A 25482-nucleotide genomic window follows, 5' to 3' on the forward strand; every position below is an offset into this window, starting at 1 on the left:
GCGCCGGAACAGCACCGCACCTGAACACGTGAGAGGCCCGGGCCGGTCGGCCCGGGCCTCTCACGTGTTCGCGGAAGGCGGGTGCGGCCCGTCAGCGCTGGGCCGGGAGCTCCGCGGCGGCGGCCTCGGCGGCGGCCTCCACCTCGTTGGGGATCGCCCCGCCGAAGCGGCGGTCGCGCCGCGCGTACTGCTCGCAGGCGCGCCACAGGTCGCGGCGGTCGAAGTCCGGCCAGAGCACGTCCTGGAAGACGAACTCGGCGTAGGCGGACTGCCAGGCGAGGAAGTTGGAGGTGCGCTGCTCACCGCTGGGGCGCAGGAACAGGTCGACGTCCGGCATGTCGGGGTAGTACAGGTACTTGGCGAAGGTCTTCTCGTTGACCTTCTTGGGGTCGAGCCGGCCGGCGGCGACGTCGCGGGCGATGGCCTGGGCGGCGTCGGCGATCTCGGCGCGGCCGCCGTAGTTGACGCAGAAGTACAGCGTCATGGCGGTGTTGTCCTTGGTCTGCTCCTGGGCGACCTGGAGCTCCTGGACGACGCTCTTCCACATCTTCGGCATGCGGCCGGCCCAGCGGATGCGGATGCCCATGGCGTCCATCTCGTCGCGGCGGCGGCGGATGACGTCCCGGTTGAAGTTCATCAGGAACTTCACCTCCTCCGGGGACCGCTTCCAGTTCTCGGTGGAGAAAGCGTAGAGCGAGAGGTTCTTGACGCCGATCTCCAGGCAGCCGCGGAGCACGTCGAGGACGACGGCCTCGCCGACCTTGTGGCCCTCGGTGCGGGGCAGGCCGCGCTCCTTGGCCCAGCGGCCGTTGCCGTCCATCACGCAGGCCACGTGGTTGGGCACCAGCTCGCCGGGGATCTTCGGCGGACGGGCGCCGCTCGGGTGCGGCGCCGGGGTCTCGTACACCCGCTGCTTGCTGCCGAAGAGCCGTCGTGCTGCCATGCTCACTTCTCCACGTATCTCATCGAGCGGATGCCCCGCTCCAGGTGCCACTGCAGATAGGCGGCCACCAGCCCGCTGCCCTCGCGCCAGTAGCGCGGCTCGCAGGCGTCCGCCGTCTGCCAGTCCCCCGACAGCAGTGCGCCGAGCAGGACCAGTGTCTCAGGGGAGGGTACGGCACTTCCAGGGACCCGACAGTCGGCGCAGAGCACGCCGCCCGCCTGGAGCGAGAAGAACCGGTTGGGTCCGGGCAGGCCGCACTTGGCGCACGCGCCGAAACTCGCGCCGTAGCCGTTGACCGCGAGCGAGCGCAGCAGGAAGGCGTCGAGCACCAGGTGCGACTCGTGCTCCCCCGCGGCGAGCGTGCGCAGGCCGCCGACCAGGAGCAGGTACTGCTGGACGGCGGGCTCGCCCTCGTTCTCGGCGAAGCGCTCGGCCGTCTCCAGCATGGCGGTGCCGGCGGTGTAGCGGGCGTAGTCGCCGACGATCCGGCCGCCGTACGGGGCGATGGTCTCGACCTGGGTGCACAGCGGCAGGGAGCGGCCGACCAGGTCGCTGCCCCGGCTGAAGAACTGCACGTCGACGTGGGAGAACGGCTCCAGCCGGGCGCCGAACTTCGACTTGGTGCGGCGCACGCCGCGGGCGACGGCCCGGACCCGGCCGTGCTGGCGGGTGAGCAGGGTGATGATCCGGTCGGCCTCGCCGAGCTTCTGGGTGCGCAGCACCACGCCGTCGTCGCGGAACAGGCTCATGCGGCGGCACTCCGGGCGACGGCGGTGGGCAGTATCGGCATCCCCCCATTCTCGCGCACGCCGACCGGGTCTCCGGGCGGACCCGCACGACCGACCCGACGCTCATGGACCGCTCCGCGCGGCGGTCCGCACGGCCGTCCGCGGGCAGCCGTGAGCCCCGCACCGGGGCCGGGGGGCTGCCCTGTCGGTGCGGGTCACGGCGGGCCCGGGAGGGGGGAGTCGGGCCCGGTCGGGGGCGCGGCCCGGGAAACGGGCGGCGCGGGAAGGGACGCGAGGACGCGGGAAGGGACGCGAGGACGCGGGAGGGGACGGCAGGACGTGGGAGGGCGCGGGCGGGCGGGGGGCGGCGTCGTCAGCGCGGGGCGCGGGTCGCGTCCTCCAGCAGGTCCTCGACCCGCGGGGGGCCGATCCGCAGGCAGCGCCCGACGGCGGCGAGGGCGGCGCGCTCCTGCGGCAGGTAGCCGCCGTCGGCGAGGGCGATCCAGGCGCCCTGCAGGACGAGCCGTTCGCGGCCGGCCGGCGCCAGGTGCGGGGCGAGCGGTTCGAGGGCGGCGTGGAGTTCGATGGCGAGGCCGCCGGCGCCGCTCGCGGCGGTGTCGTCGACGTCCTGGGGTTCGCCTCCGCTGCGGCCGGTGAGGGCGGCGAGGGAGGCGAGGACCTGGGCCTCGCCGCAGTCGTCGAAGCCGGCCTCGCGGATCAGGGCGCAGGCGGCGTCACGGCCGGCCCGGCTGCCGGATCCGCCGGCGGCGAGGACGGCGAGGGCGACGGTGTACTGGGCGTCGCGGAGCATCGCGGCGAGCCGGACGGAGGTGAGCTGCTCCAGTGCCTCGACGCCGTGGCGGCCGTGGCAGCTGGTGCACTGCACGCTGCCGATGACCGGGCCGAGCGGCAGGACCGGGGTGCCGAGCAACCGCAGCCACCGCCGGCCGTGCTGTCGGCGGTAGTTGCGGTCGCCGCCGCAGCCCGGGCAGAAGAAGTCACCGAGGACGTCAGTCCGCCAGCGAGGACGGACACCCCACAACCCTGTCACGGCGCCACTCCCCAGACATGGCAGGCGGCCTGCACGTCTGCGGGCAGGTCACGCGACCGGACTCCGCTGGCCGTCCCACCGACCCCGGTTCCGGTGCGTCGATGTTGCCACGGTTACGGGCACGTGTCAGCACCCCGAACGGGTGCCGGGGCGAAAAAATGTGGCGCAGGACACACGGGGTGGCGGGAGGGGCCGGACGGCCCGGAAACGCGGCGAGGGGCCGCCCCCGCGGGCGGCCCCTCGTACACGTCGCTTCGGCGTGTCAGCTGCGCTGCGCGCGGTTGACGGCGCTCACCAGGGCCTTCAGCGAGGCCAGCACGGTGTTGCCGTCGATGCCGACGCCCCACAGCACCTTGCCGTCGACGGCGCACTCGACGTAGGCGGCGGCCTGGGCGTCGCCGCCCTCGCTCAGCGCGTGCTCGGCGTAGTCCAGGACGCGGACGTCCAGGCCGATGCCGGCCAGCGCGTCGACGAAGGCGGAGACCGGGCCGTTGCCGGAGCCGGTCAGCGCGGTGCGCTCGCCGTCCACCACGGCCTCGGCGTGCAGCACGTCGCGGCCGTTCTCGGTGGTCAGGCTGCGCGGGCCGTCCAGCGAGATGCGGCCCCACGCGTTGTCCGGGGTCGGCAGGTACTCGTCCTGGAAGACCGCCCAGATCTCGGCCGGGGTGACCTCGCCGCCCTCGGCGTCGGTCTTCGACTGGATGTTCTTCGAGAACTCGATCTGCATCCGGCGCGGCAGGTCCAGCTTGTGGTCGTTCTTCAGGACGTACGCGATGCCGCCCTTGCCGGACTGGCTGTTGACCCGGATCACGGCCTCGTACGAGCGGCCGACGTCCTTGGGGTCGATCGGCAGGTACGGGACGCCCCAGGTGAAGTCGGAGACCGGGACGCCGGCGGCGGCCGCGTCGGCCTCCAGGGCGTCGAAGCCCTTCTTGATGGCGTCCTGGTGGGAGCCGGAGAAGGAGGTGTAGACCAGGTCGCCGGCGTAGGGGTGGCGCTCGGCGACGCCCATCTGGTTGCAGTACTCGGCGGTGCGACGGATCTCGTCGATGTCCGAGAAGTCGATCATCGGGTCGACGCCCTGCGAGAACAGGTTCATGCCGACGTTGACCAGGTCCAGGTTGCCGGTGCGCTCGCCCTGGCCGAACAGGCAGCCCTCGACGCGGTCGGCGCCGGCCATCACGGCCAGCTCGGCGGAGGCGACGCCGGTGCCGCGGTCGTTGTGCGGGTGGGTGGACAGGCAGACGAACTCGCGGCGGGACAGGTTCCGCGACATCCACTCGATCTTGTCGGCGTAGACGTTCGGGGTGGACCGCTCGACGGTGGTCGGCAGGTTCAGGATGATCTCGCGGCCCTCGCCCGGCTGCCAGACGTCCATGACCGCCTCGCAGACCTCCAGGGCGAAGTCCAGCTCGGTGTCGATGAAGATCTCCGGCGAGTACTCGTAGCCCAGGACGGTCTCGTCGCCCAGGATCTTCTCCGCGTACTCCATCACCAGGCGGGTGCCGTCCACGGCGATCGCCTTGATGTCGTCCTTGCTGCCCTTGAAGACCACCCGGCGGAACAGCGGCGAGGTGGCGTTGTACAGGTGGACGGTGGCCCGGGCGGCGCCCTTCAGGGACTCCACGGTGCGCTCGATCAGGTCCTCGCGGGCCTGGGTCAGCACCGAGATCGTGACGTCCTCGGGGATCGCGTCCTCCTCGATCAGGGAACGCACGAAGGCGAAGTCGGTGGCGCCGGAGGACGGGAAGCCGACCTCGATCTCCTTGTAGCCCATGCGCACCAGCAGGTCGAACATCTTGCGCTTGCGGGCCGGGGACATCGGGTCGATCAGGGCCTGGTTGCCGTCCCGCAGGTCGGTGGACAGCCAGCGCGGGGCCTGCGTGATCACCTTGCTCGGCCATGTGCGGTCGGGCAGGTCGACGGTGCCGAAGGGTACGTAGCGGTGGAACGGCATGCCCGAGGGCTTCTGCTGGACCGTGTGTGCCGTGATCGGGGTGGGGCGGTCGATGAACGCGCGGGCGACGGACGACTGCTCGGTCATGGGGTGACTCTCGGCTTCCATGTCGATTGCGGGCTGATCGGGGCTTGGACACCCGAACTCGGCCGACTGGTGTGCCGCATCCAGAAAAGGGTGCAACACGACTCCCCGCGGCGAGGGAGCCGGCCTCCGATGGACTACAGGCCCTCGCCGCGGCAGCTAAGAAGAAGCAGCCCGTAACGCATGATGCTCCCCAGCGTAACCCAGCTCCCCGGGCACACGAAGTGAAGCCCACCACGATTCCACCCACTGAGACGGTTCGCTTCCTGCAGGGGTCGTGACATCTCGTCATGGATGCGTCACCCTGGGCGACATGGCTGCGACTCCCGCGTACCCGTGCTGCGCCATCGTCCCGCCCCACATCCTCGACCGACTGGCCGACCTGGGCCACGCGCCGGCCCGGCGCTCGGTGGCCGTCGACACCGCCCTGCGCGAGCAGCGGCTGCTCGCCGTCCCCTCCGCCGCGGCCGCGCCGCACCGGCTGACCCGCACCGTCGCCGACGCCGGCCACACCGAGACGCTGCCCGGCCGCACCGTGCGCACCGAGGGCGGCGGGCCGGTCGCCGACGACTCCGCCGACCGCGCCTACGACGGCCTCGGCGCCACCTTCGAGCTCTACCGCGAGGTGTACGGCCGGGCCTCGATCGACGACGCCTGGCTGCCGCTGGACGCCACCGTCCACTACGGCGACCGCTACGACAACGCCTTCTGGAACGGCAGCCGGATGGTCTTCGGCGACGGGGACGGCGAGATCTTCGTCGACTTCACCGTCTGCCTGGACGTCATCGGCCACGAACTCACGCACGGCGTCACGCAGTTCACCGCCGACCTGGAGTACCGGGACCAGCCGGGCGCGCTCAACGAGTCGCTCTCCGACGTCTTCGGCTCCCTGGTCAAGCAGTACGCACTCGGCCAGCGGGCCGAGGAGGCGGACTGGCTGATCGGTGCCGGCCTGCTCGCCCCCGGGGTGCGCGGGGTCGCCCTGCGCTCGATGAAGGCCCCCGGCACCGCCTACGACGACGACCGGCTCGGCACCGACCCGCAGCCCGCGCACATGGACGGCTACGTCCGCACCCGGAGCGACTCCGGCGGGGTGCACATCAACTCCGGCATCCCCAACCGCGCCTTCTACCTCGCGGCGGTCGCGATCGGCGGCCACGCCTGGGAGGGCGCCGGCCGGATCTGGTACGACACCCTCACCAGCGGCCGGCTCTCCCCCACCACCGACTTCGCCGCCTTCGCCCGGGCGACGGTCGCCACCGCGAGCTCGCACAACCCCCGGGTGAGCGGCGTCGCGGACGCGGTGGCCGACGCGTGGTCACAGGTGGGAATCAGCACAACCTGAGGTACGGGTGGACTCTGTGAAAGACCTCGGCAAAGCCCAGCCCTGCGTAGCACACTGACAACCATGCGTATCCAGGTCACCAGGACCGGCGGCTTCGCCGGCCACGCCAAGCACGCCGAGCTGGACACCGCCTCGCGCCCCGACGCACCGCACGTGCACGCACTGGCCCGAGAGGCGATGGCCGGCGGGCTGCGCGCCCCCTCGTACGGCGTGCCGGACGGATTCCACTACGAGATCACGGTGGACGGCCGCACCGTCTACTGCGCCGACCCGAAGCTCACCGACTCCCAGCGCGAACTGGTCGGCCTGGTCATGCGCGAGGGCGCCTGAGGGCCGCGCGGGCGTCCGGGGCCGCGCCCGTCCGTCAGCGGCGACGCGCCTCGAAGCGGACGAAGTCCCGCCCGCGCGGCCCGGCCCGATGGAACAGCGACTGTCCGACGGCGGTGTCCGGGGCGCCGACCACCGCGCACAGCCGGCGGAGCACCTCCTCGCCACTCGGCCGACTGCCGTCCGGCGCCGGGTCGTTGCGGACGGCGGCCAGCGCGGCGGGGTCGGGCAGTCCGGCCTTCTCGGCGGTCCTCGTGCAGTACGCGTCCCACTCCGCGCGGTGCGCGGCAAGGGCCGCCGCGTCCGTGGGCGGCGTCCAGTCCGCGGCCCAGCTCAGTTCGCGGAAGCCGCCGCCGGCGAAGCAGGCCGTGGCGCCGGCGTACCGCCCGTCGTCCTCCAGCACCCAGACCGGGGTCTTGAGTTCGAACGCGAGGTCGAAGGCCGGGTCGAGCAGCCGGGAACGGGAGATCCGGCCGAACCGCGGCTTCGGCGGGTCGAAGAGGACCGCCGTGCCGCCGGGTGCGCCCGGGTAGAGGTAACCGCCGAGCCTGGACCGCCCGAGGGCGGCCCGGACCCGGTCGGTGTCGGCGGCGGTGACGGCGGCGAAGGTGGGCACGGCGGAACTCCGGTCGGCGGAACGGGCGCTGGGAAGGCGACGGGAAGGCGGGGGAAGGGCGGGGGCTCAGTCCGCGGGGCGGAAGGCCGAGGCGGCGTACCGCAGGTGCTCGGGCACGGCGGCGTCCACGGCGTCGACGGCCGCGCCGATGCCGGCCCACAGCTCCGGCACCACCGGGATCACGCAGGCGTCGCGGCCGAAGACGACCCGGCCGGGGCCGCGCATCTCGACGCCCACCACCTCGGCGAACGGCACGTGGTGCACCCCGCCGTCGGGTTCGCGCGCCCACAGGCCCCTGTCGTCGACCGCGAGACGGGCCCGGCGGGCCTCCGAGGAGCGCAGCCGGGCACTGAGCGGCGGACGGAACACCGCGGCGCCGGAGGGCAGGTCGCGCACGGTGGCACAGGAGTAGGCGGGCAGCGGGCGGCCGTCCGGCAGCACCGCCTCGACCTCCGCGTCGCAGGGCACCACGAGCAGCACGGTCTCCAGCGCACGGGCGAACGCCTCCCGGGCCTGGTCCGGGGTGACCTTCTCGAGGGCGGCGAGGCGGGTCTGCGCGTCCTGGCGAACATCGCCGAAGAGCAGGGCGCCGGCGGCCTCGCCGAGCTCGTGGGTGACCGAGCGCGGGTCCTCGAAGAGCTCGCGGAGCCCGGTGACCTCCTCGGCGAGTTCGGCATCGGTGGGGCCCTCGGCGGCGAGGCGGAGCGCTCCCGCCCAGAGGAGTTCGGCGACCCGTGCCTCCTGGCCCTCGCGGGCGTCCAGGCAGACGGTGCGCTCGCCCCGGCCGGGGCCGGCGTGGACGGCGTCGCCGCCGACGTCGTAGGAGAGGCCGTGCTCGTGGCGGACGGTGGCGCGCAGGCGCTCGGAGAGGACCTTGCAGGCGAGCAGCAGCGCCGGATCGTCGAGGTCGCCGTGCAGGGCGATGCCGGGGCCGGGCACGTCCTCGTGGCGCCAGGACGGGCCGGTGTGCAGGACGGGCCGGGGGGTGCTGCGGTCGGGCCGCTGGCCGTCGGGCAGCGGCAGGCGCAGGCCCGCCGGGGGCGGGCCGGTCAGCAGGAGGACGGCGTTGTTGCGGTGGAAGTACCGTTCGACGGTCCCGCGGACGGCCTCGACGGGGATGCGGTCCGCGCCGGGGCCGCGGAAGGCGGCGAGGCCGGGGCCCTGGGCGCCGTAGCGGTGGGAGAGGAGCTCGCCGGTCATCGGGTCGGCGACCCTGCCGTCCTCGGCCGCGAGGACGCCGGCCTCCTGCTCGATGCGGTCCAGCGGCAGCGCGGTGAGCGCCTCGCAGACCGCGGCGAGGAAGGCGGTGACCTGCTCGGGGCGGCCGGTGCAGGTGAACTGGGTGGTCAGCAGGTCGACCGAGGCGTTGTGGTCGTGGTGCAGCCGCGGCAGGGTGCTCATCGCCAGGTGCTCGATCATGTGGGTGGTGCCCAGGGTGCGCAGCGTCTCGTCCTGCGCGCCGCACCCGAACATGAGGACCGCTTCGAGCGGTCCGGGCGCTTCCGCCCACAGGACGGGGATTCCGTCGACGACCTCGTGATTCACCGGGCGATCATAAGGGGAATCGGTCGATCCGATTGTGACGATTCGATGACGGAGTACATGACCGCGGCCGCGCCGCGCACGCCCCTTGCCCGCGGCTGGCGTTGGCACGGTTCCCGCAACGGCGACGGCCCGCCGGCGGGGTGCCGGCGGGCCGTGCGGTGCTGCGGTGTCGCAGTGCTGCGGGGTGGCTGCTCAGAAGCCCAGCTTGCGCAGCTGCTTCGGGTCGCGCTGCCAGTCCTTGGCGACCTTGACGTGCAGGTCGAGGTAGACGGGCGTGCCGAGCAGCGCCTCGATGTGCTTGCGGGCGGTGGTGCCGACGTGCTTGAGCCGGGAGCCCTTGGCGCCGATGACGATCGCCTTCTGGCTCTGCCGCTCGATGTACACGTTGGCGTGGATGTCGAGCAGCGGGCGGTCGGCCGGCCGGCCCTCGCGCGGGAGCATCTCCTCGACCACCACGGCGAGCGAGTGCGGCAGCTCGTCGCGGACGCCCTCCAGGGCGGCCTCGCGGATCAGCTCGGCGACCATGATCTGCTCGGGCTCGTCGGTCAGGTCGCCGTCCGGGTAGAGCGGCTGGCCCTCGGGGAGCAGCTTGGTGATCAGGTCGCCCACCAGCGAGACCTGCTTGTCGCCGACGGCGGAGACCGGGATGATCTCGGCCCACTCGATGCCGAGCTCCGCACCGAGCTGCTGGATGGCGATCAGCTGCTCGGCCAGCCGCTTGGAGTCGACCAGGTCGGTCTTGGTGACGATCGCGACCTTGGGGGTCTTGCGGACCTCGGCGAGCTCCTTGGCGATGAACCGGTCGCCCGGGCCGAGCTTCTGGTCGGCGGGCAGGCAGAAGCCGATCACGTCGACCTCCGCCCAGGTGGTGCGGACGAGGTCGTTGAGCCGCTCGCCGAGCAGGGTGCGCGGCTTGTGCAGGCCCGGGGTGTCGACCAGGACGAGCTGCGCGTCCGGGCGGTGCACGATGCCGCGCACGGTGTGCCGGGTGGTCTGCGGTCGGTCGGAGGTGATCGCGACCTTCGTCCCGACCAGGGCGTTGGTCAGGGTCGACTTGCCCGCGTTGGGACGGCCGACGAAGCACGCGAACCCGGAGCGGTACGGGGAGGAAGGGGCATTCATGGGCACCATTCTCCCTGATCACCGGCGGCCGGACGGACGCGTGCCACGGCGGGCGACTCAGCCGGTCTTCTTGCCTCCGGTCAGTGCGCCGACCAGGACGAGGACCAGCAGGACGAGCGAGCCGATCAGCCAGTACGGCGAGCCGGTCTCCCGCCAGCGGCCGAAGCCCATGACGGTGAGCAGCAGCCCCGCGAAGAACGCCAGTACGCCCATGTCCCCTCCCCTGTGCCGTTCCCCTGCGCCGTTCCCCGGCACTGCTCCCGTGCGCCGCTCCCGTGCACCGGGACGGTGCCGTCCGCACGGCCCCGCCCCCGCCGGGCCGGTCATCAGGCTATCGGGCGGGACCGGCCCGGCGGGCGGGTCTCAGCGGGCCTCGGTACGGCTCCGCAGGGCGCCGTCGGGGCCCGCCAGCAGCAGCGGGGTGCCGGCGCCGCCGAGGTCGCGCACGGCCGCGAGGTCGACCTCGGCCGGGGTCTCGGCCTCGGTGACCACGGCGGCGGCCTCCAGGCCCTTGGCGCCGCTGGCGACGGCCATGGCCACCGCGGTCTGCAGTGCGCTGAGCCGCAGCGACTCCAGCGAGACGCTGCCGGCCGTGTAGGTGCGGCCGGTCTCGTCGCGCACCGCGGCCCCCTCCGCCACGCCGTTGCGGGCGCGGACCGAGCGGGCCAGGGTGATGATCTTCTTGTCCTCGGGATCCAGTTCGGTGATCTCGCTCATGAGCCCTGAGCATAGGCGGGCGCCGCCGCGCCGTCCGCGCCGGACCGCGGGGCGGACACCCGCCGGCCCGGTCAGCCGTCGCCCTCCGCCAGCAGGGCACCCCGGCCGGCCGGGGCGAACAGGGCGAGGGCCTCGTCGATGCGGTGCAGCACGGCGGCGTCCAGCGCCACTCCGGCTGCGGCGGTGTTCTCGGCGATGTGGGCGGGGGTCCGGCTGCCGGGGATCGGCACCACGTGCTCGTCCTGGTGCAGCAGCCAGGCCAGCGCCAGCTGCCCGGGGGTCAGGCCGAGGTCGGCGGCGATGCCGCGCAGCGGCGCGTAGCGGTCGTTGTTGGTCTGCAGGTTGGCCCCGTCGAAGCGGGGGATGTGCCGGCGGAAGTCGTCCTCGCCGAGCTGCTGGACGGTGCCGGTGAGGAAGCCGCCGCCGAGCGGGCTCCAGGCGACCAGGCCGACGCCGAGTTCGCGGGCGGCGGCGAGCAGCTCCGGGTCGACGGGCTGCCACATCGACCACTGGGTCTGGACGGCGGCCACCGGGTGGACGGCGTGCGCGGCGCGCAGCTGCCCGGCGGTCACGTTGGAGAGGCCGAGGTGGCGGACCAGGCCGGCGGCGACAAGGTCGGCGACGGCGCCGACGGTGTCCTCGAAGGGCACCTGCGGGTCGGGGAAGTGCGGGTAGTACAGGTCGATGACGTCGGTGCCGAGGTTGCGCAGCGACTGCTCGGCGTAGCCGCGCACGTACTTCGGCTCGGCGTTGACGGCCAGCTCGCCGAAGGAGTAGCCGACCGGGAAGCTGTGCGCTTCGGCGCCCTCCGGGATGCGGAAGCCGAACTTGGTGGCGATCACCACCTCGTCGCGTCGGCCGGCGACCGCCCGGCCGACGAGGGCCTCGTTGTGGCCGTCTGCACCGTAGCCGTCGGCGGTGTCGATCATCGTGGCGCCGGCGTCCAGCGCGGCGTGCAGGGCGGCGACGCCCCGGTCGTCGTCGGTCCGCCCGTACATGCCGGGCGAGAGCACCATGGCTCCGAAGCCGACGGGTGCGGTCTGCAGTCCTCCGAGCGAGCGCTCGCTCATCCGTCCCCCTCCGTGGGTGGTGTGCGGTCGGCGCCCACCCTCCCCCGGAATCCGACGGTCCGTCAAAGGACTTCGCCGGGCGCGCCGGAGACCGGGACGGCGGGCGTCCCGGCCTCCTGGTTCCCGCGGCCGTCGGGGTGCGGTTCAGTGGCCGATCGGGTTGGGCGGGCCCGGCTTGAGCACCTTGACGAGGGTCGGCGGGCCGTTGGGCGCGGTCTGCGGGCCGCTGTGGCGCTCGCGCCAGTACGGGTTGTCGTGCGGCAGGTGGCCGCTCACCCTGCCGTACATGCCGAAGGTGAGCACCGCGAAGCCGAAGGCGAAGCTGAACACCACGTTGGGGATCTGGAAGGCCAGCCGGTTGGCGCTGCTGTCGAGCACCATGAGGCCGACGAAGCCGGCGAGGATGAACACCACGCCGACGACCATGTTCAGGGTGGACGCGAAGTTGCCGCCGATCACCGCGCCGATCATGAGGATCGCGCCGACCACGATGGACAGCACGCTGAGGGCGCCGTTGCTGGACAGGCCCAGGGTCTCCTTGCCGTCGGTGTCGAAGAAGCCGACCTGGTCGACGAGCCCGAGGATGCCGAAGACCACCAGGAACACGCCGCCGAGGCCCGCGGTCCAGCGGTAGATCCGGGCGAGCCGGTGGTCCACGGGAAGTTCGTCTTGCAGTTTCATCTGCTGCCTCCGCCGTACGTCAGCCGTGGCCGTGGTAGTCGCGGTGGAAGGGGATCTCGTGGAGGTAGAGCGAACCGCACTGCTGGCAGGTCCGCAGCCCCGTCCCCCAGTCCGTCTCCGGCCTGGTCTCGGCATCGGGTTCGATCGTGGCGCCGCACATGCCCTCGGCGGGGTTGGCGGTCCGGACGATGTGCCACCTGCTCACCTCGCCGGACCGGCCCGCCGGGCCGTACTCCGCGCGCAGTTGGTGCGTCATACCCTCCATGGTGCAAACGCCCGGGCCCCGGCGGCAAACGCGGGCGGGGCCCGTCGTCACACGAACGGCCGGTCCCCCGGGTGCGGGGGACCGGCCGTGGCGCGGTGGCGGGGGTCAGCTCTGCTGGTCGGCGAGCTCGTCCTCCGGGTCCTCGACGGCCCGGACGGGCGCGGCGACGACGGTGTCGATGCGGTTGCGGCGGCCGGCCGAGCTCTCGGCGCTCAGCCGGATCGCCACCAGGTCGGTGGCCGTCTCGTCCGGGACGGGGATGTCGCAGGACGAGCCGGGGATCGGCACCCGGCCGAGGTGCTTGGCGAGCAGGCCGCCGACGGTCTCGACGTCCTCGTCCTCCAGCTCCAGGCCGAACAGCTCACCGAGGTCCTCGACCAGCAGCCGCGCGGTGATCCGGTACGAGCCGTCGCCGAGGTCCTCGACCGGGGCGATCTCCCGGTCGTACTCGTCGGTGATCTCGCCGACGATCTCCTCCAGGATGTCCTCGATGGTGACCAGGCCGGCCGTGCCGCCGTACTCGTCGATCACGATCGCCACGTGCGAGCGCATCTGCTGCATCTCGCGCAGCAGGTCGGCGGCGGGCTTGGAGTCCGGGACGAAGACGGCGGGCCGCATGACCGTGCCGACCTGCTCGGACTCGGCGTCCCGGTTGACGTGGGTGCGCCGGATCAGGTCCTTGAGGTAGACGATGCCGACCACGTCGTCCTCGTTGTCGCCGACCACCGGGATCCGCGAGAAGCCGGAGCGCAGCGCCAGGGTCAGCGCCTGCCGGATGCTCTTGTGCCGCTCGATCATCACCAGGTCGGTGCGCGGCACCATCACCTCACGGACGATGGTGTCGCCGAGCTCGAAGACGGAGTGCACCATGCGGCGCTCCTCGTCCTCGATCAGGTCGTCCTTCTCGGCGAGGTCGACCAGGGCCCGCAGCTCCGCCTCGGAGGCGAACGGACCCTCCTTGTAGCCCTTGCCCGGGGTCAGCGCGTTGCCGACCAGGATCAGCAGCCGCGGGATCGGCCCGAGGATGCGGGCCAGCGGCAGCAGCACGAAGGAGGCGGCGGTCGAGGTGGTCAGCGGGTGCTGGCGGCCGATGGTGCGCGGCGAGACGCCCACCGCGACGAAGGAGACCAGCACCATCACCGCGATCGCGGAGAGCACCGCCTGCCAGGTCTTGTCGACGTTCCGCACGAAGACCACGGTGACCAGGACGGCCGCCGCCATCTCGCAGGCCACCCGGATCAGGGTGGCCAGGTTGAGGTAGCGGATCGGGTCGGTGGCCACCGTCAGCAGCCGGGCCGATCCCTTGCGGCCCGCCCGGACGGCCTCCTCGGCACGGAACCGGGAGACCCGGGAGATGCCGGCCTCGGCGCACGCGGCGAGCCAGCCGACCACGACCAGCAGCAGAGCCCCGACGAGGAAGCTCGTACTATCACCACTCACAAGCGGCCGGCCCTCAGTGGACGGTCGGCGCCGGGGAGATCCCGGACAGGCCGCGGCCGGAGCGCCAGTCGTCCAGGATGCGCTTCTGCAGCCCGAACATCTCCTTCTCCTCGTCCGGCTCCTCGTGGTCGTAGCCGAGCACGTGGAGCACCCCGTGGACGGTGAGCAGCTGCAGCTCCTCGTCCATCGAGTGCTGCGAGGGGGCGGCCTTGCCCTGCTGCTGGGCCACCTCGGGGCAGAGCACGATGTCGCCCAGCAGGCCCTGCGGCAGCTCCTGGCCCTCCTTGCCGGGACGCAGCTCGTCCATCGGGAAGGACATCACGTCGGTGGGCCCGGGCAGGTCCATCCACTGGACGTGCAGCTCCGCCATCGCGTCGCTGTCGACCAGGATCACGGAGAGCTCGGACTGCGGGTGGATCCGCATCTTGTCGAGGGCGAAGCGGGCGACGTCGAGGATGGCTTCCTCGTCGACGTCCCACCCGGACTCGTTGGCGATGTCGATCGACATGGAGGGCTTGTGACTCAGCTTTCGGTGCGGTGGGACTGGCGTTGGGACTGACGCGGGGCGCGGGCGCCCCGGCGCTGGACGGGCTTGCGGTCGGTGGCGGCCTGGTCGGCCTCCTGCTGGGCGTCCCAGCGCTCGTAGGCGTCCACGATCCGGCCGACCAGCTTGTGCCGCACCACGTCGGTGCTGGTCAGCACCGAGAAGTGGATGTCCGGCACGTCGGCGAGGATCTCCTGGACGACCTTGAGGCCGCTGCGGGTGCCGCCCGGCAGGTCGATCTGGCTGGTGTCGCCGGTGACCACCACGCGCGAGTTGAAGCCGAGCCTGGTCAGGAACATCTTCATCTGCTCGGGCGAGGTGTTCTGGGCCTCGTCCAGGATGATGAAGGCGTCGTTGAGGGTGCGGCCTCGCATGTAGGCGAGCGGGGCGACCTCGATGGTGCCCGCGGCCATCAGCCGGGGGATCGAGTCCGGGTCCATCATGTCGTGCAGCGCGTCGTAGAGCGGGCGCAGGTACGGGTCGATCTTCTCGTAGAGGGTGCCGGGCAGGAAGCCCAGCCGCTCCCCCGCCTCGACGGCCGGCCGGGTCAGGATGATCCGGTTGACCTCCTTGGCCTGGAGGGCCTGCACGGCCTTGGCCATGGCCAGGTAGGTCTTGCCGGTGCCGGCGGGGCCGAGGCCGAAGACGATCGTGTGCTTGTCGATCGCGTCGACGTAGCGCTGCTGGTTGAGCGTCTTGGGGCGGATCGTGCGGCCCCGGTTGGACAGGATGTTCGCCGTGAACACCTCGGAGGGCGCCGGGTGGTCCGGGTTGTCGGCGGCGCTCCTGAGCATCGCGATGGAACGCTCCACGGCGTCCTCCGTCAGGGGTTGGCCGGTGCGGAGCACCAGCATCATCTCGTTGAAGAGCTGCTCGACCAACCTGATCTCGGAGCGGTCGCCGGTGGCTGTCACCTCGTTGCCGCGCACGTGGATGTCGGTCTGCGGGAACCCCTGCTCGATCACTCGCAGGAGCGAGTCGGCCGCACCCAGCAGCGTCACCATGGGGTGCTTCTCGGGGATCACGATCCGGGTGCTGGCCTGCGCCTCACGGCGCGGCTGTCCGTTGGTACGGGTCTGCGGTGTGTCACTCATGGGTCGGCGCTGCGGCCTGCCTCATCCCAATCCGTCGTCTCGGGGTGCAGCTCGGGGTGTCCGAGGTCACCAGGGTACGCCGCACGGGCCCTCTCCCGGAGGGCAGGGGCGGCGCGGCTCCGCCCCGCGGAGGCCGGATTCGATGGTGGGCCACCCGCCCGGACCGCGCGAGTGGTTTTCCGCCCCGGCCGCACCAGGGGCGCGCGGAGGCATCCGCACGCCCTTGCGGTGCGTGCACGTCCTAGACCCGGCGGCGGGGCACCGGGACGCGGGCGAGGTCCTCGGCGATCACGATCTCGCCGTCGAAGTGCTTGCGGGCCTCGGCGAGGTGCTGGTCGAGGACGGGGTAGCGCTGCGAGAAGTGCGTGAGGACGAGGGTCCGCACCCCGGCCGCGGCCGCGACCCGGGCGGCCTGCGCCGCGGTGAGGTGGCCGTGCTCGGACGCCAGGTGCTCGTCGGCGTCCACGAAGGTGGCCTCGATGACCAGCATGTCGGCGCCCTCGGCGAGCTCGTCGACGCCGTCGCACAGCCGGGTGTCCATCACGAAGGCGAAGCGCTGGCCGGGCCGCACCTCGCTGACCTCGTCCAGGGTGACGGTGCGGCCGTCCACCTCGACCCGGCCGTGCTGCTGGAGGGCGCCGACCGCGGGCCCGCGCAGGCCCAGGGCGGCGAGCCGCTCGGGCAGCATCCGGCGGCTGTCCGGCTCGGTGAGCCGGTAGCCGAGGGACTCCACCGGGTGCGACAGCCGGGCCGCGGACAGCTCGAACGGCGCGCCGGGGGCCTCCAGCGGGCCGGGGTCGAGGATCGGCCGCTGCCGCAGCTCGGCGGTCTCGTGGAAGGCGGAGGCGTACCGCAGCCGGTCGAAGAAGACCTGGCCGGAGGCCGGGTAGTAGGCGTCCACCGGGTGCGGGACCCGGTCCAGGTTGATCCGCTGGACAACGCCGGCCAGCCCCAGGCAGTGGTCGCCGTGGAAGTGGGTGACGGCGATCCGGGTGATCTGGGTGGCGGAGACGCCGGCGTGCAGCATCTGCCGCTGGGTGCCCTCGCCGGGGTCGAAGAGCAGGCCCTCGCCGTCCCAGCGCAGGAGGTAGCCGTTGTGGTTGCGGTGCCGGGTGGGCACCTGGCTGGCGGTGCCGAGGACGACGAGTTCGCGCTGGGACACCTCAGACCAGGCCCTCGCGCAGCTGCACCCCGCCGAGCACGTGGAGGTGGGCGTGGAAGACGGTCTGGCCGGCGCCGGCACCGGTGTTGAAGATCATCCGGTAGCCGTGGCCGTCGATCTCCTCGTCCTCGGCGACCCGGGCGGCCTCGGTGAGCAGCTGGGCGGTGATCTCCGGCTCGGCGGCGGCGAGCGCGGCCGCGTTCGGGTAGTGCACCTTGGGGATCACCAGGACGTGCGTCGGCGCCTGCGGATTGATGTCCCGGAAGGCGACGGTGCGCTCGGTCTCCCGGACGACGGTCGCCGGGATCTCCCCCGCCACGATCTTGCAGAACAGGCAGTCGGGCTGGGCCTCGCCGGCCATGGCGGTCTCCTTGCGGGTGCACGTTCCTGACGGTCCGCAGCCTAGCCGAGCTGCGCACTCCCCCGCGGCGGGCACGGGACCGGCGCGGGGACGGACGGCCGCTGCCGCCCGCCCCCGGGCCCGTTCGCGCCCGGACGGGCCCTACAGCTCGGGCAGCGGCGGCGGGGTCTTCGCCGGCCGCTCGGCGAGCGCCTCCAGCGCGAGGCGGACGCCCTCGGCGAGCTGGGGGTCGCGGCCGGCCGCCCAGTCCTGCGGCGGGCAGTCGACGACCACGTCCGGGTCGACGCCGTGGTTCTCCACGCCCCAGCCGTAGCCCTCCAGCCAGAACGCGTACTTGGGCTGGGTGATCGAGGTGCCGTCGACCAGCGCGTACTTGCTGTCGATGCCGATCACGCCGCCCCAGGTGCGGGTGCCGACCACCGGGCCGATGCCGAGCGCCTGGATCGCGGCGTTGACGATGTCGCCGTCGGAGCCGGAGAACTCGTTGGCGAGCGCCACCACCGGGCCGCGCGGGGCGTCCCCGGGGTACGGCTCGGGGTTGGCGAGGTCGCGGCCGCGGTCCCAGCCGACGATCCGCCGGTTCAGCTTCTCGACGATCAGCTGGGAGGTGTGGCCGCCGCGGTTCTCCCGGAGGTCGACGACCACGCCCTCGCGGGCGAGCTCGACCCGCAGGTCGCGGTGGAGCTGCGCCCAGCCGGAGCTGACCATGTCGGGCACGTGCAGGTAGCCGAGCCGACCGCCGGAGCGCTCGCGGACCTCGGCACGGCGGCCGGCCACCCAGTCGTGGTAGCGCAGCGCCTCCTCGTCGGCGAGCGGCACGACCACCGGGTGCCGCGGGACGCCGTCCTTGCCGGCCACGGTCAGTTCGACCGGCTGGCCGGCGGTGCCCGCCAGCAGCGGGGCCGGGCCGGCGACCGGATCGACCGGGCGGCCGTCGACGGCGAGCACGGCGTCGCCGGGCCGGACGGCGACGCCGGGGGCGGCCAGCGGCGACCGGGCCCGCGGGTCGGAGGACTCGCCGGGCAGGATCCGCTCGACCCGCCAGACGTCGCCGTCGCGGACGAGGTCGGCGCCGAGCAGGCCCTGCCGGCGGGCGGCCTCGGTGCCGCGGCCGGGCGGGGTGACGTAGGCGTGCGAGGTGCCGAGCTCGCCGACCGTCTCCCACAGCAGGTCGACCAGGTCGTCGTGGCTGCCGAGGCGGTCGACCAGCGGGCGGTAGCGGTCGAGGACGCCCGCCCAGTCGACGCCGTTCATGTCCGCGCGCCAGAAGTTGTCGCGCATGATGCGGCCGTTCTCGTCGAACATCTGCCGCCACTCGGCGGACGGTTCGACGGTGACCCGCAGCCGCGCGAGGTCGACGTCCACCTCGTCGTCCTCGCCGGCCTTCTGGTCGGCGGGGACGATCCGCAGCCGGGCGTCGTCCAGCACCGCGAGGCGGCTGCCGTCGCCGCTGACCGCGAACGCGTCCAGGGCGTGCACGAGTTCCTCGGCGCGCCGCCGCTTGAAGTCGAACCGCTCCAGCACCGGCCGCGGGTGGTCGTCCTCCAGCGAGGCGGCGGTGTCGCCGAGCTCGCCGAGCAGCGGCATCCGCGTCCAGACCACGCCCTCCTTGGTGGCCCGCAGGCTGCCGAAGGAACCGCCCTCCACCGGGAAGGCCAGGATCCGGTCGGCGATGCCCTCCAGGTCGACCCGGGTCCGGGCGGCCGCCTCCTCGCCCTCGGCGCCCTCCTTCGCGTCCTTCGCGGCCTTGCCGGCCGCGCCGTCGTCGTCCTCGGCGCCGACCGGGCGGCCGGCCCGCTGCGGGCCGAACGGCGACGGGGTGTCGGCGGCCAGCGTGATCAGGTACGGGCGGCAGCCGGTCGGGAAGGACAGGTCGAAGGAGTGCGAGTCGTACACCGGGTCGAAGTTGCGCACCGACAGGAAGGCCAGGTGCTTGCCGTCCGCGGTGAACGCCGGCGCGTAGTCGACGAAGCGCTGCGGGGTGGCCTCGCTGACGGTGCGGCTGGTCAGGTCGGCCAGCATGATCTGGCGCAGCGACCAGGCGCCGAGCGCCGGGCTCGACCAGGCCAGCCAGCTGGAGTCCGGGCTGAACGCCAGCCCGGTGACCTCGCCGTCCTCGCTGCGGGCGAGCTCGTGCACGGTGCCGTCGGAGAGCGCCACCAGCAGCACCCGGCCGTCGTGCGAGGCCACCGCGAGCTGCTTGCCGTCGGGCGAGACGGCGAGGTCGAGGACGCGGCCGAGCCGGCCGGCGGCGAGCCGGCGGCGCTCGGCGCCGAGCACCACGGGGGCGAACTCGATCGCGTCGTCGCCCTCGGCGTCGGTGACCCAGACGACGCCCTGGCCGCCGTCGGCGCCGGGCACCACCCGGGCCAGCCGGGCGCGCGCCCCGGGGGTGGCGTCCAGCACCCGGGCCGGGCCCTCGCGGTGCGTCAGCCAGTGCACGGTGCCGCGGACGACGACCGCGCCGGCCCGTCCGGTGCGGTCCGGGGCGACCGACTCCAGCCGGCCCGCCGCGGAGACCGGGTGCGGCTGGCGGCGGGTGCGCGGGCCGGCCGGACGGACGTCCAGTCGGCGGGGCTCGGCGCCGTCCAGGTCGTCGAGTAGCCACAGGTCGCCGCCGCTGTGCCAGACCACCCGGGTGCCGTCGGTGGTGGCGTTGCGGGCGTAGAACCCGCCGTCGGTGTGCCGTCGCAGGTCGGAGCCGTCGGGGAGGCTGGAGTACAGCTGCCCGGTGCCCTCGTGGTCCGACAGGAAGGCGATCCTGGAACCCTGCGGCCCGCCGACCCACAGCGGCGAGTCGATGTTGCCGTCGAGACCGGTGTGCAGCCGTTCGAAGTCCCGGCCGCCGATCCACAGCTTGCCCGCCGTGCCGCCGCGGTAGCGCTTCCAGTGGGCGGGCTCCCGGCTGAACGCCGACAGCAGCAGGACGCGCTCGCCGTCCGGCTCGAACGCGAGCCCGCCGACCGGCCCGTACGGCAGTCTGGCCGGCTCGCCGCCCTCCAGCGGCAGTGCGAAGGCCCAGGTGCGGCGCAGGGTGGCCTGGCCCGCGGTGGTCACGGCGACCGGCCGGCCGTCGGGCGTCCAGCCGCGCAGCGCGGTACGGGCGCTGCCCCAGTGGGTGAGGCGCCGGGACGGGCCGCCGTCGGTGGGGGCGACGTGGATCTCGGGCGCGCCGTCCCGGGTGGAGGTCCAGGCGACGTGCCGGCCGTCCGGGGAGAAGCGCGGGTGGCTGACCGGGGTCTGGTCCGCCGTCAGCCGCCACGCCCGGCCGCCGTCCAGCGGTGCGAGCCAGACGTCGTCCTCGGCGACGAAGGCGACGAGGTCGCCGTGCAGGTGGGGGTGGCGCAGGTAGGCGCCCTCGAAGGTGCTCTGCGGTTCGGTCACACCAGCACCCTAGGCACCGGCCGCCCGCGTCGCAGGGGGTTTCTTCTTGAGCGTACGAGCCGGTCGGCCGCCGGTGTCCGGACGGGCCCGCGGGCCGGCGTCAGGACCAGCGGCCGGTACGGCCCAGCAGCAGGGCTCCGGCCGCGACCCCGGCCGTGGAGGTGCGCAGCACCGACGGGCCGAGCCGGTACGGCGCGGCGCCGGCCTCGGCGAACGCGGCCAGTTCGTCCGGCGAGACGCCGCCCTCCGGGCCGACCACCAGCACGATGTCGCCCTCCCCGGGCAGCCCCGCGGTGGCCAGCGGTTCGGCGCCGTCCTCGTGCAGCACGGCGGCGAAGGCCGCGGCGGCCAGCACCGGGGCGAGCTGGCGGGTGGTCATGAGGTCCCGCACCTCGGGGAAGCGGAGCCGGCGGGACTGCTTGCCGGCCTCCCGGGCGGTGGCCCGCCACTTGGCGAGCGCCTTGGCCCCGCGGTCGCCCTTCCACTGCGTGATGCAGCGGGAGGCCGCCCAGGGGATCACCACGTCGACGCCGACCTCGGTCATCGTCTCGACCGCGAGCTCTCCGCGGTCGCCCTTGGGCAGGGCCTGGACGACGACGATCCGCGGGCCGGGCTCGGGCTCCGTGCGGACGGTGCCGACGGTGACGTCCAGCGCGTCCTTGCCGTGCACGGCGGCCACCGTGCCGTCGACCCCGAGACCGCACCCGTCGGCCAGCGTGATCGCCTCGCCGGCCTCCAGTCGCTTCACCGCCGCGGCGTGCCGCCCCTCCGGCCCGTCCAGCCGCACCACCGCACCCGGCACGACCCCGGCCAGCACCGCACTCTCGACGACGAACACCGGCGCAGTCATGAAGGGTCTTCCTTACGGGAGTGAGTACCGAGGGGCGCGTCGGGTCACCACCCCCGGCCTTCGGCCGGGAGGTGTCCCCACGCGCCCCTGGGGTGGTGGTCCTTAGCGCCCGTTGAAGGCGTCCTTGAGGCGGGAGAAGAGGCCCTGCTGGCCCGGTGCGAACTGGCCGGACGGGCGCTCCTCGCCGCGCAGCATGGAGAGCCGCCGCAGCAGCTCCTCCTGCTCCGGGTCGAGCTTGGTCGGCGTCTGCACCTCGACGTGCACTATCAGGTCGCCCCGGCCGCCGCCGCGCAGGTGCGTGATGCCCCGGCCGTGCAGCGGGATCGACTGCCCGGACTGGGTGCCGGGCCGGATGTCGACCTCCTCCAGCCCGTCGAGGGTCTGCAGCGGCACCTGGGTGCCGAGCGCGGCGGCCGTCATCGGGATGGTGACGGTGCAGTGCAGGTCGTCGCCGCGGCGCTGGAACACCGCGTGGCTGGTCTCGGCGATCTCGACGTACAGGTCGCCGGCCGGGCCGCCGCCGGGGCCGACCTCGCCCTCGCCGGCCAGCTGGATCCGGGTGCCGTTGTCGACACCGGCGGGGATCTTGACGGTGAGGTTGCGGCGGGCGCGGACGCGGCCGTCGCCGGCGCACTCCGGGCACGGGGTCGGCACGACGGTGCCGAAGCCCTGGCACTGCGGACAGGGGCGGGAGGTCATGACCTGGCCGAGGAAGGACCGGGTGACCTGGGAGACCTCGCCCTTGCCGCGGCACATGTCGCAGGTCTGCGCGGAGGTGCCCGGTGCGGCGCCCTCGCCGGAGCAGGTGGTGCAGGTGACGGCGGTGTCGACCTGGAGTTCCTTGGTGGTGCCGAAGGCGGCCTCCTCCAGGGTGATCTCCAGGCGGATCATGGCGTCCTGGCCGCGGCGGGTCCGCGAGCGGGGGCCGCGCTGGCCGCCGGCGGCGCCGAAGAAGGCGTCCATGATGTCGGAGAAGCCGAAGCCCGCGGCGCCGAAGCCGCCCGCCCCTGCGCCACCGCCGCCGTTCGGCGACAGCGGGTCGCCGCCGAGGTCGTAGACCTGCCGCTTGGCGGGGTCGGAGAGGACCTCGTACGCGGCGTTGATCTCCTTGAACCGCTCCTGGGTCTTCGGGTCCGGGTTGACGTCCGGGTGCAGTTCGCGTGCGAGGCGCCGGAACGCCTTCTTGATCTCGTCCTGCCCCGCATCCCGTCGGACGCCGAGTACCGCGTAGTAGTCCGTGGCCACCAAATGCTCCGCTTGTTCCGCTTCTGGAAGTGCTTGCGTCCGACCGGCTGCGCCGCCTGGCGCAGCACGCTGTTACGACTCGGCCAGGATCTGACCCACGTACCGTGCCACCGCTCGCACCGCCCCCATTGTGCCCGGGTAATCCATCCGGGTCGGACCGATCACACCCAGCTTTGCCACGCTCTGGTCGCCCGAACCGTAACCGACGGAGACCACGGACGTGGAATTGAGGCCCTCGTAGTCGATCTCGCGGCCGATCCGGACGGTCATCCCGGACTCCGCGGTCTCACCCAGCAGGCGCAGCAGCACCACCTGCTCCTCCAGCGCCTCCAGCACCGGCTGGATGGTCAGCGGGAAGTCGTGCCCGAAGCGGGTCAGGTTGGCCGTGCCGGCCAGCATGATGCGCTCCTCGTTCTGCTCGGCGAGGGTCTCGAAGAGCGTGGCGAGGACGGTGGAGACGACCGGCCGGTCGCCCTGCTCGAAGGCGTTCGGCAGGTCCTCCAGCGCCGCGGGGACGTCCGGCAGCCGGCGGCCGGACGCGTTGGCGTTGAGCTTGGCCCGCAGGTCCGCCAGGACGGTCTCGCCGACGGAGCCGGGGCAGTCGACGATGCGCTGCTCCACCCGACCGGTGTTGGTGATCAGGACGAGCATCACCTTCGCGGGTGCCAGCGCGACCAGTTCGATGTGCCGCACGGTGGAGCGGGTCAGCGACGGGTACTGCACCACGGCGACCTGCCGGGTGAGCTGGGCGAGCAGCCGGACGGTGCGGGCGACGACGTCGTCCAGGTCGACGGCGCCCTCGAGGAAGTGCCGGATCGCGCGCCGCTCGGGCGCGGTCATCGGCTTGACCTCGGCCAGCCGGTCGACGAACAGGCGGTAGCCCTTGTCGGTGGGGATGCGGCCGGCGCTGGTGTGCGGCTGGTGGATGAAGCCGTCCTCCTCCAGCGCCGCCATGTCGTTGCGGACCGTCGCCGGCGAGACGCCGAGGTTGTGCCGCTCGACGAGTGCCTTGGACCCGACCGGCTCCTCGGTGCCCACGTAGTCCTGGACGATCGCCCGGAGCACGGCGAGCCTGCGCTCGTCGAGCGGGCGCACGCCAGCACGCGTGTCGATGAGACGCTCGTCCCTGCGCTCGTTGGCCACGGGGCACGCACCTCCGTCTTCGCCCGTTGGACCTGGTGACCGATCCGACCCTTGGCACTCCGGAAGGCAGAGTGCCAGATTCGTACCTGCCAGTGTAAGGCCCACCCCCGACGGCAGGAACGGGCCTCCCGCGTGATCCTCGACCGATCTCGGGGCCGCGGGCAGTGCCCGGCGCGCCGGTGAGTGGCAGCATCGAAGGCAGCGAGCTACCGAAGGAGCAGCGATGTCGTCGTCACGGCAGCACTCCCGCTTCGCGCCGGACCGCGGCCTGACCGGCCGGATGGTCACGACGATGTTCCTCATCGGCCTGGTCTACGTGGGGTTCACCGGGCTGCTGATCGTCATACTGCGCGGCGCCTGGCCGCTCGTCCTGCTGCTGTCGGGCGGGCTGTTCGTCGTGCAGTTCTGGTTCAGCGACAAGATCACCGAGAAGGCGATGGGCGCCCACGAGGCGTCCCCCGAGGAGTACCCGCAGCTGCACGGCACGATCGACCGGCTGTGCGCGCTGGCCGACATGCCGAAGCCGCGGGTCGCGGTCGCCCGCAACGACATGCCGAACGCCTTCGCCACCGGCCGCAAACCGGAGAAGGCCGTGGTCTGCGTGACCACCGGTCTGCTGCGCCGGCTGGAGCCGGAGGAGCTGGAGGGCGTCCTCGCGCACGAGCTCTCGCACGTGGCGCACCGGGACGTGGCGGTGATGACGGTGGCCGGCTTCCTCGGCGTGCTGGCCGGCGTGACCACCCGGATCGCCCTGTACGGCGGATTCCTCGGCAACAACCGCAACAGCAACGACCCGAACACGGCGATCGCCCTGGTGATCGTCCCGCTGGTGAGCATGGTGGTGTACGCGCTGAGCTTCCTGCTGACCCGCATGCTGTCGCGCTACCGGGAGCTGGCGGCGGACCGCTCGGCGGCCCAGCTGACCGGCCGGCCGAGCGCGCTGGCCTCGGCGCTGACGAAGGTGACCGGGCAGATCGCCGCGATCCCGACGGAGGACCTGCGCAAGGCCCAGCCGTACAACGCCTTCTACTTCGCCCCGGCGCTGAGCGCCCGGGAGGCCGCGACCCAGCTCTTCTCCACCCACCCCTCGCTGGAGAAGCGGCTGGAGCAGCTGGCCCGGATCTCCGCCGAGCTCGGCCGCTGACGGCCGGAGAGGACCGCACCGTGGGATTCCTGGACGCGCTGCTGGGCCGGAGCAAGCCGGTGAAGCCGGACCTGGACCAGCTGTTCGGCATTCCGTCGGCCGCGCTGACCCTGGAGGCGGCGGCCGGGTTCCGGCCGACCGGGCTCGGCTCGGTCTGCTTCGCGGCCGTCGAGGGCGGTGCCTTCGAGGAGGTGAAGCAGCAGGTCCGGGCCCTGCTGGACGCCGACACCGACCGGGGCGGCGTCCCGGTGGAGGGCTCCCGGGACGGCTACGGGTACTCCTGGCTGCTCGCCCGGCACACCCCGGACGAGCTGCCGGACCTGGTGAACGACCTGCACGCGGTCAACAGCGAGCTGGAGGCGCACGGCTTCGGCCCGCAGCTGCTGTGCTCGCTGGTGGGCTTCCGCGACGCGGAGGGCCGCTCGCTGGCACTGGTCTACCTCTACAAGCGGGGCACCTTCTACCCGTTCGCACCGATGCCGGGCGGCGGCGAGAAGCGCAACAGCCCGCTGGAACTGCAGGTCAAGGCGATGCTCGGGAACGACCTGCGACTGGAGTCGGACCTCTCCCGCTGGTTCCCGGTCTGGGGCGCCCCGGGCCTCACCGACTGAGGCCCCACGGCTCCTCCACCGCGCGCGGGGGCTCTCGGGGGCGCGGGGGCGGG

At 73.3% G+C, this 25482-nt stretch carries 25 protein-coding genes; 4 read left to right on the forward strand and 21 right to left on the reverse strand.

The features are described from left to right. Nucleotides 1-91 precede the first annotated feature (91 nt). The 4 genes from AB0O09_RS04305 to leuA form a co-directional block, all read right to left on the reverse strand. Entirely contained in the window at nucleotides 92-943 is an 852-nt protein-coding gene (locus AB0O09_RS04305) for an isoprenyl transferase (protein WP_344622636.1), read from the reverse strand. A gap of 2 nt (nucleotides 944-945) precedes the next feature. Continuing rightward, entirely contained in the window at nucleotides 946-1692 is a 747-nt protein-coding gene (gene recO / locus AB0O09_RS04310) for a DNA repair protein RecO (protein ID WP_359978291.1), read from the reverse strand. A gap of 352 nt (nucleotides 1693-2044) precedes the next feature. Beyond that, entirely contained in the window at nucleotides 2045-2722 is a 678-nt protein-coding gene (locus tag AB0O09_RS04315) for a TerB family tellurite resistance protein (protein WP_363540021.1), read from the reverse strand. A 262-nt stretch (nucleotides 2723-2984) separates the two neighbouring features. Beyond that, on the reverse strand, nucleotides 2985-4766 hold the full coding sequence (leuA, locus tag AB0O09_RS04320; protein ID WP_363540023.1) for a 2-isopropylmalate synthase: 1782 nt from the start codon (nucleotides 4764-4766) through the stop codon (nucleotides 2985-2987). 310 nt (nucleotides 4767-5076) lie between these two features. On the opposite strand from leuA, the gene AB0O09_RS04325 reads away from it, so the two are divergent. Together AB0O09_RS04325 and AB0O09_RS04330 are read left to right on the forward strand one after the other, a co-directional pair. After that, the gene (locus AB0O09_RS04325; protein ID WP_344622632.1) at nucleotides 5077-6108 is read left to right on the forward strand and encodes a M4 family metallopeptidase; all 1032 of its coding nucleotides are present in this window, start codon (nucleotides 5077-5079) and stop codon (nucleotides 6106-6108) included. 63 nt (nucleotides 6109-6171) lie between these two features. After that, nucleotides 6172-6438 carry a protealysin inhibitor emfourin gene (locus tag AB0O09_RS04330; RefSeq protein WP_363540025.1) on the forward strand — a complete coding sequence of 89 codons (267 nt, stop codon included), beginning with the start codon at nucleotides 6172-6174 and terminating at the stop codon, nucleotides 6436-6438. Nucleotides 6439-6472: 34 nt separating this feature from the next. Here the strand turns inward: AB0O09_RS04330 and AB0O09_RS04335 are convergent, their stop codons facing one another. From AB0O09_RS04335 to hrcA, 17 genes are all read right to left on the reverse strand, one after another. Beyond that, complete coding sequence (locus AB0O09_RS04335) at nucleotides 6473-7051, reverse strand: hypothetical protein (protein WP_363540027.1); 579 nt, start codon at nucleotides 7049-7051, stop codon at nucleotides 6473-6475. Between the two features lie 66 nt (nucleotides 7052-7117). Beyond that, nucleotides 7118-8596, reverse strand: a complete 1479-nt coding sequence (locus tag AB0O09_RS04340; protein WP_363540029.1) for an insulinase family protein — start codon at nucleotides 8594-8596, stop codon at nucleotides 7118-7120. Nucleotides 8597-8788: 192 nt separating this feature from the next. Then, complete coding sequence (gene era / locus AB0O09_RS04345; RefSeq protein WP_363540031.1) at nucleotides 8789-9718, reverse strand: GTPase Era; 930 nt, start codon at nucleotides 9716-9718, stop codon at nucleotides 8789-8791. A 57-nt stretch (nucleotides 9719-9775) separates the two neighbouring features. Further along, a complete protein-coding gene (locus tag AB0O09_RS04350; protein ID WP_159400980.1) occupies nucleotides 9776-9931 on the reverse strand; it encodes a hypothetical protein in 156 nt (51 codons plus the stop codon). A 150-nt stretch (nucleotides 9932-10081) separates the two neighbouring features. Beyond that, on the reverse strand, nucleotides 10082-10435 hold the full coding sequence (locus AB0O09_RS04355; RefSeq protein WP_363540033.1) for a cytidine deaminase: 354 nt from the start codon (nucleotides 10433-10435) through the stop codon (nucleotides 10082-10084). A 71-nt stretch (nucleotides 10436-10506) separates the two neighbouring features. After that, complete coding sequence (locus tag AB0O09_RS04360; protein WP_363540035.1) at nucleotides 10507-11505, reverse strand: aldo/keto reductase; 999 nt, start codon at nucleotides 11503-11505, stop codon at nucleotides 10507-10509. 144 nt (nucleotides 11506-11649) lie between these two features. Then, nucleotides 11650-12186: a DUF4383 domain-containing protein gene (locus tag AB0O09_RS04365; RefSeq protein ID WP_363540037.1), complete on the reverse strand. Its 537-nt coding sequence runs from the start codon at nucleotides 12184-12186 to the stop codon at nucleotides 11650-11652. A 19-nt stretch (nucleotides 12187-12205) separates the two neighbouring features. Continuing rightward, nucleotides 12206-12442: a hypothetical protein gene (locus AB0O09_RS04370; protein WP_363540039.1), complete on the reverse strand. Its 237-nt coding sequence runs from the start codon at nucleotides 12440-12442 to the stop codon at nucleotides 12206-12208. 114 nt (nucleotides 12443-12556) lie between these two features. Beyond that, nucleotides 12557-13891 (reverse strand): hemolysin family protein, encoded by a 1335-nt coding sequence (locus AB0O09_RS04375; RefSeq protein ID WP_344622623.1) that lies wholly within the window; start codon nucleotides 13889-13891, stop codon nucleotides 12557-12559. Nucleotides 13892-13904: 13 nt separating this feature from the next. Continuing rightward, nucleotides 13905-14399 carry an rRNA maturation RNase YbeY gene (gene ybeY, locus AB0O09_RS04380; protein WP_263105453.1) on the reverse strand — a complete coding sequence of 165 codons (495 nt, stop codon included), beginning with the start codon at nucleotides 14397-14399 and terminating at the stop codon, nucleotides 13905-13907. Between the two features lie 14 nt (nucleotides 14400-14413). After that, a complete protein-coding gene (locus AB0O09_RS04385; protein WP_344622746.1) occupies nucleotides 14414-15439 on the reverse strand; it encodes a PhoH family protein in 1026 nt (341 codons plus the stop codon). A 331-nt stretch (nucleotides 15440-15770) separates the two neighbouring features. Continuing rightward, on the reverse strand, nucleotides 15771-16691 hold the full coding sequence (locus tag AB0O09_RS04390; RefSeq protein WP_363540042.1) for a ribonuclease Z: 921 nt from the start codon (nucleotides 16689-16691) through the stop codon (nucleotides 15771-15773). Nucleotide 16692: 1 nt separating this feature from the next. Beyond that, nucleotides 16693-17052 carry a histidine triad nucleotide-binding protein gene (locus AB0O09_RS04395; RefSeq protein WP_030270608.1) on the reverse strand — a complete coding sequence of 120 codons (360 nt, stop codon included), beginning with the start codon at nucleotides 17050-17052 and terminating at the stop codon, nucleotides 16693-16695. Between the two features lie 141 nt (nucleotides 17053-17193). Next, nucleotides 17194-20436, reverse strand: coding sequence for a PDZ domain-containing protein (locus AB0O09_RS04400; RefSeq protein ID WP_363540044.1), 3243 nt, complete (start codon nucleotides 20434-20436; stop codon nucleotides 17194-17196). Nucleotides 20437-20536: 100 nt separating this feature from the next. Further along, a complete protein-coding gene (locus AB0O09_RS04405; protein WP_363540046.1) occupies nucleotides 20537-21286 on the reverse strand; it encodes a 16S rRNA (uracil(1498)-N(3))-methyltransferase in 750 nt (249 codons plus the stop codon). 102 nt (nucleotides 21287-21388) lie between these two features. Next, a complete protein-coding gene (gene dnaJ, locus AB0O09_RS04410; protein WP_263105448.1) occupies nucleotides 21389-22531 on the reverse strand; it encodes a molecular chaperone DnaJ in 1143 nt (380 codons plus the stop codon). A gap of 72 nt (nucleotides 22532-22603) precedes the next feature. Beyond that, nucleotides 22604-23626 (reverse strand): heat-inducible transcriptional repressor HrcA, encoded by a 1023-nt coding sequence (gene hrcA, locus AB0O09_RS04415; protein WP_363540202.1) that lies wholly within the window; start codon nucleotides 23624-23626, stop codon nucleotides 22604-22606. Between the two features lie 271 nt (nucleotides 23627-23897). Between hrcA and htpX the strand changes: the two genes are divergently transcribed. Continuing rightward, the gene (htpX, locus tag AB0O09_RS04420) at nucleotides 23898-24818 is read left to right on the forward strand and encodes a zinc metalloprotease HtpX (protein WP_363540048.1); all 921 of its coding nucleotides are present in this window, start codon (nucleotides 23898-23900) and stop codon (nucleotides 24816-24818) included. A 20-nt stretch (nucleotides 24819-24838) separates the two neighbouring features. After that, nucleotides 24839-25429, forward strand: coding sequence for a hypothetical protein (locus AB0O09_RS04425; RefSeq protein WP_363540050.1), 591 nt, complete (start codon nucleotides 24839-24841; stop codon nucleotides 25427-25429). Nucleotides 25430-25482 lie beyond the last annotated feature (53 nt).

Origin of the sequence: Kitasatospora sp. NPDC093679, from assembly GCF_040683455.1 — a bacterium.
Classification (GTDB): domain Bacteria; phylum Actinomycetota; class Actinomycetes; order Streptomycetales; family Streptomycetaceae; genus Kitasatospora; species Kitasatospora arboriphila.